The sequence below is a fragment of the Bacteroides sp. genome, assembly GCF_030151085.1.
GTDB lineage: Bacteria > Bacteroidota > Bacteroidia > Bacteroidales > Bacteroidaceae > Bacteroides.
Genome location: NZ_JASLER010000081.1, coordinates 71,364 through 88,366, shown reverse-complemented (window position 1 = coordinate 88,366; position 17,003 = coordinate 71,364). Strand labels below are relative to the sequence as shown.

The window sequence follows — 17,003 nt, the reverse complement described above, 5'->3', positions numbered from 1 at the left end:
GGCTGAAGTTCCGGGTATCTCCGGTACAGTTCCGGGTATCGGTAACTTAGGTTCTATTGAAAATAAAGGTATCGAATTAGCACTCAACTGGCGTGACCAAATAGGTGATTGGGGCTACAGCATCGGCGGTAACTTAACCACTATCAAAAACAAAGTACTAAGCCTTGTACAGGAGGGCTATAGCATCATTGCCGGCGACAAGAGCCAAAGCTACACCATGGCAGGTTATCCTATCGGTTATTTCTACGGCTATAAGGTAGAAGGTGTTTATCAGACTCAGGAAGAGATTAAAAACTCGCCCAAGAATACTCTGGCAACCGTTACGCCGGGTGATTTGAAGTTCAAAGATGTAAATGGTGATGGTGAAATCACTACCGCCGACCGTACCCTGATTGGCGACCCGACACCAGACGTTACTTACGGTATCACCTTGGGACTTACTTATAAGAATTGGGATCTGGGCATCGACATGATGGGACAAGCAGGTAATCAAATCTATCGTACTTGGGATAACTATAACTGGAGCCAGTTCAACTTCATGGAGCAACGCCTAGGTCGCTGGCATGGTGAAGGTACAAGTAACACACAACCGATATTGAATACCAAACATACCATAAATAACCTGAATTCTGAATATTATATCGAAGATGGCAGTTTCTTCCGTATTCGTAACGTATCGTTAGCTTATAATTTCGATCAGAAGTTAATCTCAAGAATTGGTATGCAGGCATTAAAACTCTATGTCAACATCCAGAACCTGAAGACCTGGAAGCACAATACCGGTTATACTCCTGAACTGGGAGGTTCGGCTATTGCCTTCGGTGTAGATGATGGTAGTTATCCGATGCCGGCTATTTATACATTTGGTTTCAACTTGACATTCTAAACTAAAAAAATGACGATTTATGAAATTTAAAAAATATATCCTATCACTGTTGATTGGCTCGGCAGCCATCTCATTCAGTTCATGTAACGACTTCCTGGACCGCGACCCACTAGGTCAGTTCACTGAAGACGATGCTCCTAACGCCTTGGTGGGCGGTAAAATGTACAACGTTTACTACTTGATGCGTAGTTACAACATTACTGCCGGTATCCCTGCATTCATGATTCACATGGTACGTAGCGAAGACTCTGAGAAAGGAAGTGATGCAGGCGACGGTGCAGACCAAGCCGCTATGTGGGACGATTTCGAATATACAGCTTCCAATGGTACTCTAGGTGCTTATTGGGGTCAGAACTATACAATCATTTACCAGTGTAACGAAATATTGGATGATCTCGAAAAAGCTGAAAATAAAGATGATGTTGAAAACATACGCACCAAGGGTGAAGCTTTATTCTTCCGTGCCTACAGTTATTTCAACCTTGTACGTGCTTGGGGTGAAGTTCCTTTGGTAACTTTCAAAGTAGTGGAAGCTTCGGATGCTAATATACCAAAGACTACTGCTGATAAAATTTATGAGCAAATAGACAAGGATCTGACCGAAGCAGAAAAATGCTTACCCAGGCAATGGAGTTCCGATTATACCGGACGCGCAACTTGGGGTGCCGCACGCTCTCTGCATGCCCGTACTTATATGATGCGTAACGATTGGGACAACATGTACAATGCATCTACCGATGTTATCAAGTCAGGTCTTTACAACTTGAATACTCCGGTCGACAAAATCTTCACTGTAGAAGGAGAAAACTGCGGTGCAAGTATATTCGAACTTCAATGTGAAGCTACCGATGCCATGAAAGCAGACCTTAGCATCGGCAGCCAGTTCTGCGAAGTGCAAGGTGTACGTGGTGCAGGCGATTGGAACTTAGGTTGGGGCTGGCACATGGCAACCAAACTGATGGGTACAGCTTTCGAAACGGGCGACCCACGTAAAGATGCTACTTTACTTTATTTCCGTAAAAGTGTGGAAGACCCCATTACTCCTGAAAACACAAACAAACCATACGGTGAATCACCCGTCTCTACCGCTATGGGAGCTTACTTCAACAAGAAAGCCTATACAGAACCTGAATTACGCAAGAAATATACTAAATCCGGTTTCTGGGTGAATATCCGTATCATCCGTTATCCCGACGTATTACTTATGGGTGCCGAAGCTGCCAACGAAAAAGGTTTAGCTGCCGAAGCATTGGGCTATCTGGAACAAGTACGTGCCCATGCCCGTGGCACTTTGGCCAATGTACTTCCGCAAGTTACTACCACGAATCAAAGTGAACTGCGTGATGCCATTCGTCACGAACGCCGCGTAGAATTAGGTTTAGAACCGGACCGCTTTTACGATCTTGTTCGCTGGGGAATTGCCAAAGAAGTATTATCTGCTGCCGGAAAGAATTATCAAGATAAGAATGCTTTGCTTCCTCTGCCGCAAACTGAAATCGATAAATCAAACGGTGTATTAAAGCAAAATCCTAATTACTAACTCATGTTACGCAAGTGCAATGATGATACGGAGACAGTACCATTTCCCCCATAGCATCATACTCTTTACACTGTGGAGTAAAGCTGTTTACAATATGATGTAACGGTCATTACAATATGGAGTAACGATCCTTACATCATAGTGTAAACGCTTTTACATTGGCATGCAACAAACAAGTAAATATAGTACGCTGATAATCAGACTCTATATTATACAAACAACCTTTATTACCATACTCGCGTAATATCAGTTACTCAAAAATAAAGAACTAAGAATGAAGAAAGTATTCAAAAGAACAAGTTTCCTGCTGGCAGCTGCCCTATTTGGGTTCACCACTATGCAGGCGCAGAAATCTTCGCAAGATATGAACGGCTTCATCGATGCTTTGATGAAGAAGATGACTGTAGAAGAGAAAATTGGACAGTTAAACCTACCTGTAACAGGAGAAATCACCACCGGTCAGGCTAAAAGCAGCGATGTAGCCAAAAAGATTGAACAAGGTTTGGTTGGAGGACTCTTTAATCTTAAAGGGGTAGCTAAAATAAAAGATGTACAGAAGTTGGCAGTAGAAAATTCCCGGTTGGGTATTCCTTTGCTCTTCGGTATGGATGTCATACATGGTTACGAAACAATTTTCCCTATTCCTCTGGGATTGTCTTGCACCTGGGATATGGCAGCTATCGAACAGTCTGCACGAATTGCAGCTATTGAAGCCAGTGCCGACGGTATTTCCTGGACTTTTAGCCCAATGGTAGATATTAGTCGCGATCCACGCTGGGGACGCGTCAGTGAAGGCAATGGTGAAGACCCTTTCCTTGGTGGTGCCATCGCTAAAGCCATGGTACTAGGATACCAAGGTGTCAACTTGAGCGATCAGCTGAAGCGTAATGATGAAATCATGGCTTGCGTAAAGCATTTCGCCCTCTATGGAGCCGGAGAAGCCGGACGTGATTACAATACAGTGGATATGAGCCGCAATCGTATGTTTAACGAATATATGTACCCTTACGAAGCTGCTGTTAAAGCTGGAGTAGGTAGCGTAATGGCTTCCTTCAACGAAGTAGACGGCGTACCTGCCACTGCCAATAAATGGTTGATGACCGATGTACTGCGCAAACAATGGGGGTTCAATGGATTCGTAGTAACTGACTTTACCGGTATATCCGAAATGATAGAGCATGGTATCGGTGATCTGCAAACCGTTTCGGCACGCGCCCTTAATGCCGGCGTAGATATGGATATGGTAAGCGAAGGCTTTGTAGGCACTCTGAAGAAATCTCTTCAGGAAGGTAAAATAACCATGAAGACACTGGACACAGCCTGTCGTCGTATCCTTGAAGCCAAATACAAATTGGGGTTGTTTGAAAACCCCTATAAATATTGTGATCCGAACCGTCCCGCACGCGATATTTTCACCAAAGAGCACCGCGACGTAGCCCGCAAGATCGCAAGCGAAAGCTTTGTGTTATTAAAGAATCAACCGGTTCTTCCCGGTTTAGCTCCCGTATTGCCATTGGCAAAGCAAGGCACAGTTGCCGTTATCGGTCCATTGGGAAATACTCGTAGCAACATGCCGGGCACGTGGAGTGTAGCTGCACGCCTGAACGATTATCCTTCTCTGTACGAAGGACTGAAAGAAATGATGGCTGGACAAGTGAACATCACCTATGCCAAAGGTAGTAATTTGATTAGTGATGCCGCTTACGAAGAGCGTGCCACCATGTTCGGTCGTTCTTTAAATCGTGATAAACGCACAGATAAGGAACTCTTGGACGAAGCCCTGAAAGTAGCTGCCGGTGCAGATGTTATAGTTGCCGCACTCGGCGAATCTTCTGAGATGAGTGGTGAAAGTTCCAGCCGTACAGAACTGAATATCCCCGATGTACAACGTACTCTATTGCAAGCTCTATTGCTAACCGGGAAGCCGGTCGTTTTAACGCTCTTCACCGGTCGCCCATTGACGTTGACTTGGGAGCAGGAAAATGTACCTGCTATTCTGAATGTATGGTTCGGTGGTAGTGAAGCAGCATACGCCATCGGAGATGTATTGTTTGGAGATATTAATCCAAGTGGTAAGCTGACGATGACATTCCCGAAGAACGTAGGTCAGATACCTTTATTCTACAATCATAAGAATACAGGTCGTCCATTGGCAGAAGGCAAATGGTTCGAAAAGTTCCGCACTAATTATCTGGACGTAGATAATGATCCGCTATATCCATTCGGTTATGGTTTATCATATACTATTTTCCAATATAGTGACATTGCATTAAGTACTCCGACTTTGGGGCAGAATGGTTCCAGCACAGCTGTGGTTACGGTTACCAATACTGGTAAACGGGATGGTGCAGAAGTTGTCCAACTTTATATCCGCGATCTTGTAGGAAGTATTACCCGTCCGGTAATGGAACTAAAAGGTTTTGAAAAAATCTTCCTCCGTGCAGGTGAAAGCAAAACGGTATCGTTCAAAATCACTCCCGAATTATTGCGGTTCTACGACTACGATCTCAATTATGTAGCCGAACCCGGCGACTTTACTATAATGATAGGTGGAAGTAGTCAGGCTGTGAAGAGTGCGAAACTCACCTTAAAATAACATATACCTATATGAAGATTAAATTCAGTTTCCTCTTAATCAGCATACTGCTGGGCTTTACACAATGTAAAAGCCCGGCAGCAAGCCCGGCACAACTTAGTGACGACCAACTGATGGACACTGTACAGCGCCGTACTTTCAATTACTTTTGGGAGGGTGCCGAACCTAACAGTGGACTGGCGCGCGAACGCATCCACATGGACGGTATCTACGAACTAAACGATCAGAATGTGATAACTTCCGGTGGCAGTGGTTTTGGTATCATGGCCATTCTCACAGGTATCGACCGTAGCTACGTCACCCGTGAAGAAGGTCTTGCCCGCATGGAGAAGATTGTCTCCTTCCTCGAAACAGCCGACCGTTTCCACGGCGCATACCCTCACTGGTGGTATGGTGATACCGGTAAAGCGAAACCTTTCGGACAGAAAGATAATGGTGGTGATTTGGTGGAAACAGCTTTCATCATGCAAGCCTTACTAACCGTACACCAATATTACGTCAACGGCAATGAGCAAGAAAAAGCCCTCGCCGCCCGCATCGACAAGTTATGGCGGGAAGTAGACTGGAACTATTACCGCCAAGGTGACCAAAATGTACTCTACTGGCATTGGAGTCCCGAATATGGTTGGGCAATGAACTTCCCCCTACACGGCTATAATGAATGCCTCATCACGTACATTCTTGCCGCCGCCTCACCTAGCCATGGTGTTCCTGCTGCCGTTTATCACGATGGATGGGCACAAAATGGTGCTATTGTCGAGCCGCATTTGGTAGAAGGCATCAAGCTGGATCTACGTTATCAAGGCACCCAAGCCGGTCCCCTCTTCTGGGCACAGTATTCCTTCCTCGGTCTCAACCCTACCGGATTGAAAGATGAATATTGTAGCGACTATTTCAATGAGATGCGTAACTTGACTCTCGTAAACCGTGCTTATTGCATTCGCAATCCGAAGCATTACAAAGGTTTTGGTCCGGATTGTTGGGGATTGACAGCTAGTTATTCGGTTAATGGCTATGCCGCCCATGCCCCCAATGAAGGTGAAGACCTGGGCGTCATCTCACCTACTGCCGCCCTTTCTTCTATTGTCTACACACCGGAAGAATCGTTGCAAGTAATGCGTCACCTCTATAATATGGGAGATAAAGTCTTCGGCCCTTATGGTTTCTATGATGCTTTCAGCGAAACAGACAATTGGTATCCGCAACGCTATCTTGCCATCGACCAAGGTCCCATAGTAGTAATGATCGAGAATTATCGAACCGGATTACTTTGGAAGCTATTTATGAGCCATCCGGATGTACAAAATGGTTTGAAGAAATTAGGCTTCTCGGAGAACAAATGAGATAAACCGATTCCTACAAACCATATTTTAGCCACGGGTTACACGGATTTTGTAGTTTTAACATTGTTATTCTACAGAAAATCCGTGTAACATGTGGCTAAAAATAGAATTTACTACCATAAGCAAACAAACGGCAAGCGAATTTTCTTCAATTTCAAATACTTAATTCACATCTTTCATTGAAATGAGAGAAGATCTCACAAATTACTTTTCTCTACGCTATTGTACTGCATAACAGTATCTTAATTTATTTTGAGTAGTAAATAAGTAGTCTCCTATTTGTTAATTTTTAGAGATATGTATTGTTGGTGAATACCTTTTTTGTATCCCATATATTGATTTCCATACATTTGCCATGAAGTTGATTCGAAACACTACACAAAGCGACGAATCAACTAAAATGAGTTATCCACTAATAATTTTAATGCAATGAAGAGAACACATCTTCTTAAAAAAGCCTCATGGCTTAAGAGTCTATTCTTGATGGCATGCCTATTAATGGCAGCAATGCCGGCATTTTCCCAGACTAGAACAGTGAAAGGTATCGTAACCGATGCAACCAGCGAACCGCTGATTGGAGTATCCATCCTTGTACAAGGTACTAGTAATGGTGTAGTTACCAATCTGGATGGAGAGTACACTTTAAGCAATGTACCGGGAAATGCGACACTTATCGTTAGTTATATTGGTATGTTGACACAGGAAGTTAAAGTAAACGGCCAGTCAATTATCAATGTAAAACTGAAAGACGATACACAGCAATTGGAAGAGGTTGTTGTTATTGGTTATGGTGCAGCAAAAGCCAAAGACCTGACAGCACCTATCACCGTAGTAAAAGGCGAAGCATTGAGTGCAACTCCTTCTACTACACCTATGGCAGCACTGCAAGGTAAAGTTCCCGGTGTGAACATCGTAAACAATGGTGCTCCGGGCGAAGGTCCTACTGTACAAATCCGTGGTATCGGTTCTTTCTCTAACAGTAAACCGTTGTTCGTAGTAGACGGCATGTTCTACGATAATATCAACTTCCTGAACAATGCTGATATTCAAGAAATGTCTATATTGAAAGACGCTTCGGCAGCCGCTATCTACGGTGTACGCGCAGCAAACGGTGTAGTACTTATCACTACCAAGAAAGGTGCACGTAACCAAAAGACTAAAATTACATACGACGGTTATGTAGGTATCCAGAAAGCATCAAATGTACTCGAACTTTGTAATTCCCAAGAGTATGCCACCATGTTGCTCGAAGGTAACTATGCTGCCTATCAGGAACATTTCGTGAAATCTATCGACAAATACGGTGGTGACCGTTCAAGTTCTGACTTCCATGACTGGACATACGGTGCCGATAACAACTGGTACGACCACCTTCTGCGCACAGCAGCTATTACTAATCATAGTTTGAACATCAATGGTGGTTCGGACAAAGCTGTTTACTCTGTAGGTGCAAGTTATTTGTATCAGGATGGTATCATGGATGTAGACAATAACTACAAGCGTATGAACTTCCGTGGTTCTTTGGATTTTGATGCAACCAGCTGGTTGAAAGTAGGTTTCAACGGATTATTCAGCAACTCTACCCAGCAGGTTCCTAACAACCAAGCTTGGCAAAAGGCTTTCAACTGCCCTCCTATCGTAGCACTTTATGACGAAAGCAATGATAAGGCATTCCCCTATAAATTCGGTTCACCTGATGCACTCGGTTATACATCAAACTTCCATAATCCCGTTGCAACAGCCAAGTATTTCGACTCAAGCAAGGAAAACTATCAAGTGTTGAGTAACTTCTATGCACAGGTTGACCTCATTCCTAGCAAACTGAATTTCCGTACCAACTATTCTTATAGTTTCCTCTCTACCCAAGGTCGTGAGTTTACGCCGAAGTATTATGTAAGCAGCTGGCAGCAATCAGCTTCTACTCAGTTGACAAAGAACGAAAACAAGTACTACAACTATATTTGGGATAACACCCTGACCTACAATGAGCAATGGGGCAAACATAAGTTTGGTGCCATGGCGGGTTACTCTATGCGCCAAGAACAATGGCGTATGTTTGAAGGTAAAGCAAGTAATGTTCCCGAAGGTGCCGACGAATATTGGTACATCAAGAACGGTGACGCAGCTGGTGCTACTGTGAAAGATGATGGTTACTGCTATCGTGGCGTTTCCTACTTCGCTCGTCTGAACTATAACTATGCTGACAAATATCTGTTGATGTTTACGATGCGTGCCGATGGTTCAAGCAAATATCAAGAAAAATGGGGCTACTTCCCATCCGTAGGTGCTGCATGGGTTCTCTCAGAAGAATCATTCATGAAAAACCAAAAGTGGGCTGACTTTCTGAAAGTACGTGCCAGCTGGGGTAAATTGGGTAATGACCAAGTTTCTGCAAGCGACGGTTTCGCATCTATCTCTACAGGTAACGGCTCATCTGGTGTATTCGGCAATTCTACTATTCCCGGTTACCAGAACAATACTTACTTCAGCTGGTTGGCATGGGAAGTTGTAGAAGAATGGAATGCAGGTGTAAACCTTATCACACTCGATAACCGTCTGAACATTGATGTAGACTACTACCACCGCATGACCAACAATGCCGTTATCGCTCCGCTTCTGCCCTTTAGTACCACTACCCTTGCCGGTAACTATGGTAAGATTCTGAACTCGGGTATTGATGTAAGTGCTAATTGGACTGACAAGATCGGCAGTGACTTCTCTTACAACATCGGTGTCAATATCTCTACTTTGAGAAATCGTGTGAAATCCCTGAATGGCAATAGCATCATCCGTGGCGGTAAAACTGTTAACATCGTAGGCAAAGAAATGAACTCTTTCTATGGCTTCAAGATGATCGGTGTTTATCAGACAGAAGAAGAGATTGCTGCTGACCCCATCGCAGTAGCCAACGGTTGTGTACCGGGTGACTTGAAATATGCCGACCTCGACGGAAACAAGGTTCTTGATGGTAACGACCGTACTACTTTGGGATCATACATTCCCAACTTTACATACGGCATTAACCTCGGTCTGAATTACAAGAACCTCGACTTCCAGTTGACTACTTACGGTCAAGCCGGAGCCCAAATGTTCAACCGCAAACGTGCGCTTCGTTACTCTTCTCAGAATTACAACTTCGACCGTGCTCAATACGAGAACCGTTGGACAGGCCCGGGTTCTACCAACAGCAATCCATCGGCTGCCGCTCTGTTGAAACCTTGGAACGTAAGCGACCAGAAATATAGCTCTTACTTTGTAGAAAGTGCAGACTATTTCCGCATTCAGAACATTACATTAGGTTATACTTTCCGTAACATCAAGATGGGCAACTACATCATGCCGGGAGTACGCCTGAGTTTCACTGCAGATCGTCCGTTCACTACTTTCAAGGCCAATGCTTTCTCTCCCGAGTTGTCTGACAGCCAAGGTTGGGATACAGAGGTATATCCTTTGACATCGACCTATACGTTTGGAGTGAGATTCGATTTCTAGTCAATAACACATTAATAAATAAGAACTAATGAAAACAATCATAAGACCTTTACTATATTTAATGTCCGCCTTAATGGTGTTGTCATTTGCATCCTGTAATGATTTTCTGGATAAAGAGCCCGAAGGTAAGGTTCCCGAGCAGAAGGTGGATTATACCAATATCAGTAATATGTATCAACCGGTATCGGGTGTATATGCAAAAATTCGTACCAGCGGTTTGCATTGGGTGATTTGGGAAGTGACTACTATCCGCGACCAAGACGTATTCAGTGGTCAGTGGAATGACAGTGACTATTATAATTTGAGCATATACAAGTATAACGACTCTTTTTGGGGATTCAACGAACTGTGGATGCAATACTACAATATCATCAAAACTGCTAATGCAGCTGTAGAATCATTGGACTTGTATGCACAGAATATCACCAATGATAGTGATATGAAGAACTACAAAGCCTATCGTGGTGAAGTTCAATTCATGCGTGCCTATGCCTACTACCGTTTAGTACAAGCATTTGGAGCTGTGACCATTCTCCGTGACAACAATCAGGTTGATCTGAGCCGTTCTACCGCCAATGCAGTAAACAAATACATATTGGAAGACCTGCAATACGGTATTGATAACATGCCGCGCATCCGCCCTAACCAAAGCGAACACAAAGGAGCTGTAACAGCCTTCTCTGCCGAAATGCTGGCAGCTAAAGTTCATCTGAATATGGGAAACTATACAAAGGTAGAAGAACTGACCAACGATATCATCGAACATGGCAATTTCTCACTCTACCCCGACTTCTATCAACTGTGGAAGATTCCCGGCAAACTTTGCGATGAATCTATGTTCGAATGCCAGATGACTGACTTCGGCAATGGTTCCGGTGATTTGATTGACGGTGATCAATGGTTTGTTTGCCAAGGTCCTAACAATGCCGGTAGTGACATTAGCGGGTGGGGAGATTGCGGTATTTTAAAATCCTTCCGCGATTGGGCCTACGAACGTGGAGAAACGATACGCGCCACCACTTCATTCCTATTAGCCGGTACAACTACTCCGGATGGTGATGTAATCCAACCACAACCAAATCCGGAAAAGACTGACTGCTGGAATGGTAAAGCTTATACACCGCTTAACCAATTGACTCCCGGTCGTACGAAATATGGAACCAACAACAATGCCCGTATCTTCCGCTATGCCGATGTCTTGTTGATGAATGCAGAAGCAAAGATCAAAAATGGTAAAAATGGTGATGCCCCCTTCAATGAAGTAAGAAGACGTGCTAAGATGCCGGAACTCACCAACGTAACTTTCCAACAAGTTATGGACGAACGTCGCATGGAGTTTATGTGCGAATGGGGTGAGCGTTACAATGACCTTGTACGTACCGGATTGGCAAAAACCGAATTGAAAGGTTGGTCGGAAGACAAGGCACTGCTGCCGCTTCCTTTCAACCAATATACTCAGATTCCTGACTTGCTGAAAGAGCCTAAGGATGAGTAATCTTATGAACTAAAAGTCTTCGCAAGTTAATGATAGTTACATACATTTTGTGTCAAATTATCATTAACTTGCGAAACTTGAATAAATACCCAAACAAGACATAGTATGAAGAAAGTTTTCAGAAGAACAAGCTTGTTGCTGGCTGCTGCTCTGATGAGTGCAAACAGCATACAGGCGCAAAAATCTCCGCAAGACATGGATCGCTACATCGACGCACTGATGAAGAAGATGACCGTGGAAGAAAAGATTGGGCAGTTGAACCTACCCGTAACGGGAGAAATCACTACCGGTCAAGCCAAGAGTAGCGATGTAGCCAAGAAGATTGAACAAGGTCTGGTTGGCGGACTTTTCAATCTGAAAGGTGTAGCTAAAATAAAAGATGTACAGAAACTGGCTGTAGAGAATTCTCGTCTGGGTATTCCCTTGCTGTTTGGTATGGACGTAATACACGGATACGAAACAGTATTCCCTATCCCATTGGGATTATCCTGTACCTGGAATATGGAAGCCATTGAGAAATCTGCCCGTATTGCAGCTGTTGAAGCTAGTGCTGACGGTATCTCGTGGACATTCAGCCCGATGGTAGACATCAGCCGCGACCCACGCTGGGGACGTGTCAGTGAAGGTAATGGTGAAGACCCGTTCTTAGGTGGTGCTATTGCACGTGCTATGGTATTGGGTTATCAAGGTGTTAACCTGAAGGACCAACTGAAACGCAATGATGAAATAATGGCGTGCGTGAAGCACTTTGCCCTTTATGGAGCCGGTGAAGCCGGACGTGATTACAATACGGTAGATATGAGCCACAACCGTATGTTCAATGAGTACTTATATCCTTATCAGGCTGCTGTTGACGCCGGTGTAGGTAGTGTAATGGCTTCCTTCAACGAGGTGGACGGTGTACCCGCCACTGCCAACAAATGGTTGATGACCGATGTACTGCGTAAACAATGGGGCTTCAATGGTTTCGTTGTAACAGACTTTACCGGTATCGCCGAGATGATACAACACGGTATCGGTGATTTGCAAACCGTATCTGCCCGCGCACTCGAAGCAGGTGTAGATATGGATATGGTAAGCGAAGGTTTCGTAGGTACTATCAAGAAATCCATCGACGAAGGCAAAATCAATGTGGAGACTTTGAATACAGCATGTCGTCGCATCCTCGAAGCTAAATACAAACTAGGATTATTTGACAACCCTTACAAATATTGTGACCTGAAACGTCCCGCCCGCGATATCTTTACGAAAGAACATCGTGATGCTGCCCGTAAGATCGCAAGTGAAAGCTTTGTCTTATTGAAAAATCAACCCGCAGTAGTCGGTCAAGCACCTGTTCTTCCATTGCAGAAGAAAGGTACGGTTGCCGTAATCGGTCCGTTGGGCAATACCCGCAGCAACATGCCCGGTACTTGGAGCGTAGCTGCACGTCTCGAAGACTATCCTTCGCTCTATGAAGGCTTAAAAGAAATGACCGCCGGTAAAGTGAATATCACTTACGCCAAAGGTAGCAACCTGATCGGCGATGCCGCTTACGAAGAACGTGCTACTATGTTTGGTCGTTCACTGAATCGTGATAACCGTACAGATAAGGAAATGCTGGACGAAGCTCTGAAAGTAGCTGCCGGTGCAGACGTAATTGTTGCAGCCATTGGTGAGTCTTCTGAAATGAGTGGTGAAAGTTCAAGCCGTTCAGACCTGAATATCCCCGATGTACAGCGTACCCTATTGGAAGCATTGCTGAAAACCGGAAAACCCGTAGTGCTGACCCTCTTCGCCGGTCGCCCGTTGACGTTGACCTGGGAACAGGAAAATGTACCTGCTATCTTGAATGTATGGTTCGGTGGTAGTGAAGCCGCATACGCTATCGGTGATGTATTGTTCGGTGATGTAAACCCAAGCGGTAAGCTGACGATGACTTTCCCTAAGAATGTAGGTCAGATACCTTTGTTCTACAATCATAAGAATACAGGTCGTCCGTTGGCAGAAGGCAAGTGGTTCGAAAAGTTCCGCAGCAACTATCTGGACGTAGATAATGAACCGCTGTACCCATTCGGATATGGTTTGTCTTATACAAGTTTCCAATTCAGCGATGTTGCTCTAAGCACTCCGACCATGGGGCTGGATGGTTCTGTTACGGCTACAGTAACCGTAACCAATACAGGCAAACGTGATGGTGCCGAAGTTGTTCAACTTTATATCCGTGACCTTGTAGGAAGTATTACCCGCCCGGTAAAGGAACTGAAAGGTTTCGAGAAAATCTGGGTTAAAGCAGGAGAAAGCAAGACAGTATCCTTCAAGATCACTCCTGAATTATTGCGCTTCTACAACTACGAAATGAAGCATGTAGTAGAACCGGGAGACTTTGATGTAATGATTGGTGGCAGCAGCCAAACGGTGAAAACAGCTCGTCTGACACTGAAGTAAAAACATGGGCTGTTGGAAGTATATATCCCTCGTGTTGGATCTATACTTCCAACGCGCTGGATCTATACTTCCAATACGCTGGATATATACATCCGGCAAACGGGGAAAATATCATCCATTTCAATCATATATATTACTTTAAAATAAGGAAAACATGAACTACACAAGATTTCTCAAGCCTCTGCTCTTTTGCGCCTGTGGTCTCTTCCTCCTCACAAGCTGCAAAAGCCAGCCTGCACAGAGCAAGCAGCCACTGGAAGTGATGACTTTCAACATCCGTCTGGATGCCCCCTCGGACAGTGCCAACAACTGGAAATACCGCAAAGACGATGTTTGCAAAATGATTACCTACTACCAACCCGACCTACTGGGTATGCAAGAGGTATGCCACAACCAAATGGAAGATCTGAAACAAGGACTTCCCCAATACACGGCTATAGGTGTAGGTCGTGACGATGGAAAAGAAGCAGGCGAATATTGTCCCGTATTCTTTAATACTGCACGTTTTACTTTAGTAGATTCCGGCAACTTCGCCCTCAGCGAACACCCTGACAGCATCGGTGTAAGAGGTTGGGACGCCTCATACAACCGCATAGCTACTTGGGTTATCCTGCAAGAAAAGAGCAATGGTAAGAAACTTGCTTTCTTTAATACCCACCTCGATAACGACGGAGTGGTAGCCCGCAAGGAAGGTATCCAACTCGTCCTGAACAAAATCAAAGAATTAGCACCGGGTATGCCCGCTTTCGTAACAGGTGACTTTAACTGTAACCTAGGGGAAGACCCGTTAAAGGTATTAGAAGCAGGTGGAATGAAGAATGCTTCTGAGAAAGCTGCCATCACATACGGTCCGTCATGGTCTTTCCATGATTTCTTCCGTTTGCCACTGGAAGAACGTGTGTTACTGGATTACATATTCGTAACGGATGAAGCAAAAGTAGACCGTTACCGCGTAGTTCAAGATACTCCCGACAATGTATGCCTCTCCGACCACTTCCCTGTACTTGTCAACTTAACGATTGACGAAAACGGTAAGTAATCTGAAAGAAACAGATAGGTAAATTAGGTAAAACAGATAATGTAAAAAAGATATGAGAATAAAATATAGCTTATTATTGCTTACTCTACTGCTCGGCTTTACACAATGTAAAAGCCCTGCTACAACTCAGGAACAGTTGAGTGATGACGCCTTGTTGGATACCGTTCAACGCAGAACCTTCAATTACTTTTGGGACGGTGCCGAACCTAATAGCGGACTGGCACGCGAACGCGTCCATATTGATGGCATCTATCCTGAAAACGATCAGAATGTAGTAACCTCCGGTGGTAGCGGTTTCGGTATCATGGCAGTTTTGGCAGGTATCGACCGTGGCTACGTGACACGTGAAGAAGGTCTTGCCCGTATGGAGAAGATTATCACTTTCCTCGAAACAGCCGACCGTTTTCATGGTGCCTACCCTCACTGGTGGTATGGTGATACAGGCAAAGTGAAGCCTTTCGGTAAGAAAGACAATGGTGGTGACTTGGTAGAAACTGCCTTCATTATACAAGCTCTCCTTGCCGTACATCAATACTATGTAAAAGGTAACGAACAGGAGCAAGCCCTTGCAGCCCGTATCGATAAAATATGGCGCGAAGTAGATTGGAATTTCTATCGCCAGAACGACCAGAATGTTCTTTATTGGCATTGGAGCCCCGAATACGCATGGGAAATGAACTTCCCCGTTCATGGCTACAACGAATGCCTCATTATGTATATTCTTGCCGCCGCTTCACCTACTCATGGTGTCCCCGCTGCCGTTTATCACGAAGGATGGGCAGAAAACGGAGCTATCGTAGAACCGCACAAGGTAGAAGATATCGAATTACACCTGCGCTATCAAGGCACAAAAGCTGGTCCACTTTTCTGGGCGCACTATTCGTTCTTAGGTCTTAATCCTACCGGATTGAAAGATGAATACTGCAACAGCTATTTCGACAAAATGCGTAACTTAACACTCGTAAACCGTGCTTATTGTGTTCGTAATCCGAAGAAGTACAAAGGATTCGGTCCCGATTGCTGGGGATTAACAGCAAGTTATTCCGTAAACGGCTATGCCGCCCATGCCCCCAATGAGCGCGATGACCAAGGAGTCATCTCCCCCACTGCCGCTCTTTCCTCCATCGTTTACACACCGGAAGAGTCCATGCAAGTAATGCGCCACCTCTATGAGATGGGTGACAAAGTATTCGGCCCTTACGGTTTCTACGACGCTTTCAGCGAAACGGACAACTGGTACCCGCAGCGTTATCTTGCCATCGACCAGGGCCCGATAGCTGTAATGATAGAGAATTACCGTACCGGACTGCTTTGGAAACTCTTCATGAGTCATCCTGATGTACAACAGGGGTTAAACAAGTTAGGTTTTTCAACGACTAAATAGTCATCTATTAAAAAGGCCATGTCAAAAGGTTATTACCTTACTGACATGGCCTTATACTTAGGGGATAGGGGCTGTGTTACAGTTCGAAGTAGAACTTGGAGATGGTAATGCCGTTGTTACTTACAAACAATAGGTCTCTACCTTCACCGCCCTTCTTACATTGGTCGCACATTTCCTGAGTGAATTCAAACTGGAACTTTCCGGGAGTGACAGGGGTGTCAGAAACATATTCTTTACTCCAGTGCCCGTTTGTCACGCGGATAGTAGTACCATCGCCATTCACGGCTTTGATGTCCAGGCTCAGTACCTTGCCTACCATCCAGTCATAAGTGTCATCGCTCAAAGTTGGTAATCCCTTACCTTCGGTGTCGCTGAAGCGGAGACCGGCACCGTCCCAACCGCCGCAAGACTGTTCGCCCTGCCAGATGATGGTTTCAAGAATCGGTAACTCATACTTCATATTGGTAACTTCGATGGGATACTGACGTTCGGTAATGGAACCGTTAGCGTTGAAAAGCTTGACGTAGATGAAGTTCTCGCCCATTTCGCGCATCACCACTTTGGCATAGTTGGCCTTGAAGTTCTGCTTGCCGTTCGATATTTGTGCGGTGGCATTGCTGTGCACAGTCACCTCTACTAGGTTATCGCCACCATTCTGTATGAGGGTGGCATCGATTTGTTCTTCTGAATAATTGGAAGCTGTATTCTTTGTAAAGTCCTCAACAGGGTCACAAGCAGTGAATGTGAAAGCCAATACAGTTGCCAATGTTAGCATTATCTTTTTCATATTATCTACCTATT

The 17,003-nt window shown here is 44.7% G+C and carries 9 protein-coding genes and 1 pseudogene; 9 read left to right on the top strand and 1 reads right to left on the bottom strand.

Annotated features, from left to right (window positions below; genetic code table 11):
• The 9 genes and pseudogenes from Q1W14_RS16410 to Q1W14_RS16370 form a co-directional block, all read left to right on the top strand.
• Positions 1–886 (top strand): annotated as a pseudogene (locus Q1W14_RS16410) (SusC/RagA family protein); the annotation flags it as partial.
• Between the two features lie 19 nt (positions 887–905).
• Positions 906–2,426, top strand: a complete 1,521-nt coding sequence (locus Q1W14_RS16405) for a RagB/SusD family nutrient uptake outer membrane protein (RefSeq protein ID WP_300703351.1) — start codon at positions 906–908, stop codon at positions 2,424–2,426.
• A gap of 274 nt (positions 2,427–2,700) precedes the next feature.
• Positions 2,701–5,022, top strand: coding sequence for a beta-glucosidase BglX (bglX, locus tag Q1W14_RS16400; protein WP_300703349.1), 2,322 nt, complete (start codon positions 2,701–2,703; stop codon positions 5,020–5,022).
• An 11-nt stretch (positions 5,023–5,033) separates the two neighbouring features.
• The gene (locus Q1W14_RS16395; RefSeq protein ID WP_300703347.1) at positions 5,034–6,365 is read left to right on the top strand and encodes a glucoamylase family protein; all 1,332 of its coding nucleotides are present in this window, start codon (positions 5,034–5,036) and stop codon (positions 6,363–6,365) included.
• 483 nt (positions 6,366–6,848) lie between these two features.
• Positions 6,849–9,857 carry a TonB-dependent receptor gene (locus Q1W14_RS16390; protein ID WP_300703345.1) on the top strand — a complete coding sequence of 1,003 codons (3,009 nt, stop codon included), beginning with the start codon at positions 6,849–6,851 and terminating at the stop codon, positions 9,855–9,857.
• 28 nt (positions 9,858–9,885) lie between these two features.
• Positions 9,886–11,352: a RagB/SusD family nutrient uptake outer membrane protein gene (locus tag Q1W14_RS16385; RefSeq protein ID WP_300703342.1), complete on the top strand. Its 1,467-nt coding sequence runs from the start codon at positions 9,886–9,888 to the stop codon at positions 11,350–11,352.
• Between the two features lie 105 nt (positions 11,353–11,457).
• Positions 11,458–13,779, top strand: coding sequence for a beta-glucosidase BglX (bglX, locus tag Q1W14_RS16380; RefSeq protein WP_300703340.1), 2,322 nt, complete (start codon positions 11,458–11,460; stop codon positions 13,777–13,779).
• Positions 13,780–13,933: 154 nt separating this feature from the next.
• The gene (locus tag Q1W14_RS16375; protein ID WP_300703337.1) at positions 13,934–14,818 is read left to right on the top strand and encodes an endonuclease/exonuclease/phosphatase family protein; all 885 of its coding nucleotides are present in this window, start codon (positions 13,934–13,936) and stop codon (positions 14,816–14,818) included.
• Positions 14,819–14,870: 52 nt separating this feature from the next.
• A complete protein-coding gene (locus Q1W14_RS16370; protein ID WP_300703335.1) occupies positions 14,871–16,202 on the top strand; it encodes a glucoamylase family protein in 1,332 nt (443 codons plus the stop codon).
• A 76-nt stretch (positions 16,203–16,278) separates the two neighbouring features.
• Here Q1W14_RS16370 and Q1W14_RS16365 read toward each other — a convergent pair whose 3' ends face one another.
• On the bottom strand, positions 16,279–16,989 hold the full coding sequence (locus Q1W14_RS16365) for a hypothetical protein (RefSeq protein ID WP_300703332.1): 711 nt from the start codon (positions 16,987–16,989) through the stop codon (positions 16,279–16,281).
• Positions 16,990–17,003 lie beyond the last annotated feature (14 nt).

Coding starts and splice junctions, on each gene's coding strand:
- Q1W14_RS16405 (WP_300703351.1), top strand. CDS start 906: ATGAAATTTAAAAAATATATCCTATCACTGTTGATTGGCTCGGCAGCC.
- bglX (WP_300703349.1), top strand. CDS start 2,701: ATGAAGAAAGTATTCAAAAGAACAAGTTTCCTGCTGGCAGCTGCCCTA.
- Q1W14_RS16395 (WP_300703347.1), top strand. CDS start 5,034: ATGAAGATTAAATTCAGTTTCCTCTTAATCAGCATACTGCTGGGCTTT.
- Q1W14_RS16390 (WP_300703345.1), top strand. CDS start 6,849: ATGGCATGCCTATTAATGGCAGCAATGCCGGCATTTTCCCAGACTAGA.
- Q1W14_RS16385 (WP_300703342.1), top strand. CDS start 9,886: ATGAAAACAATCATAAGACCTTTACTATATTTAATGTCCGCCTTAATG.
- bglX (WP_300703340.1), top strand. CDS start 11,458: ATGAAGAAAGTTTTCAGAAGAACAAGCTTGTTGCTGGCTGCTGCTCTG.
- Q1W14_RS16375 (WP_300703337.1), top strand. CDS start 13,934: ATGAACTACACAAGATTTCTCAAGCCTCTGCTCTTTTGCGCCTGTGGT.
- Q1W14_RS16370 (WP_300703335.1), top strand. CDS start 14,871: ATGAGAATAAAATATAGCTTATTATTGCTTACTCTACTGCTCGGCTTT.
- Q1W14_RS16365 (WP_300703332.1), bottom strand. CDS start 16,989: ATGAAAAAGATAATGCTAACATTGGCAACTGTATTGGCTTTCACATTC.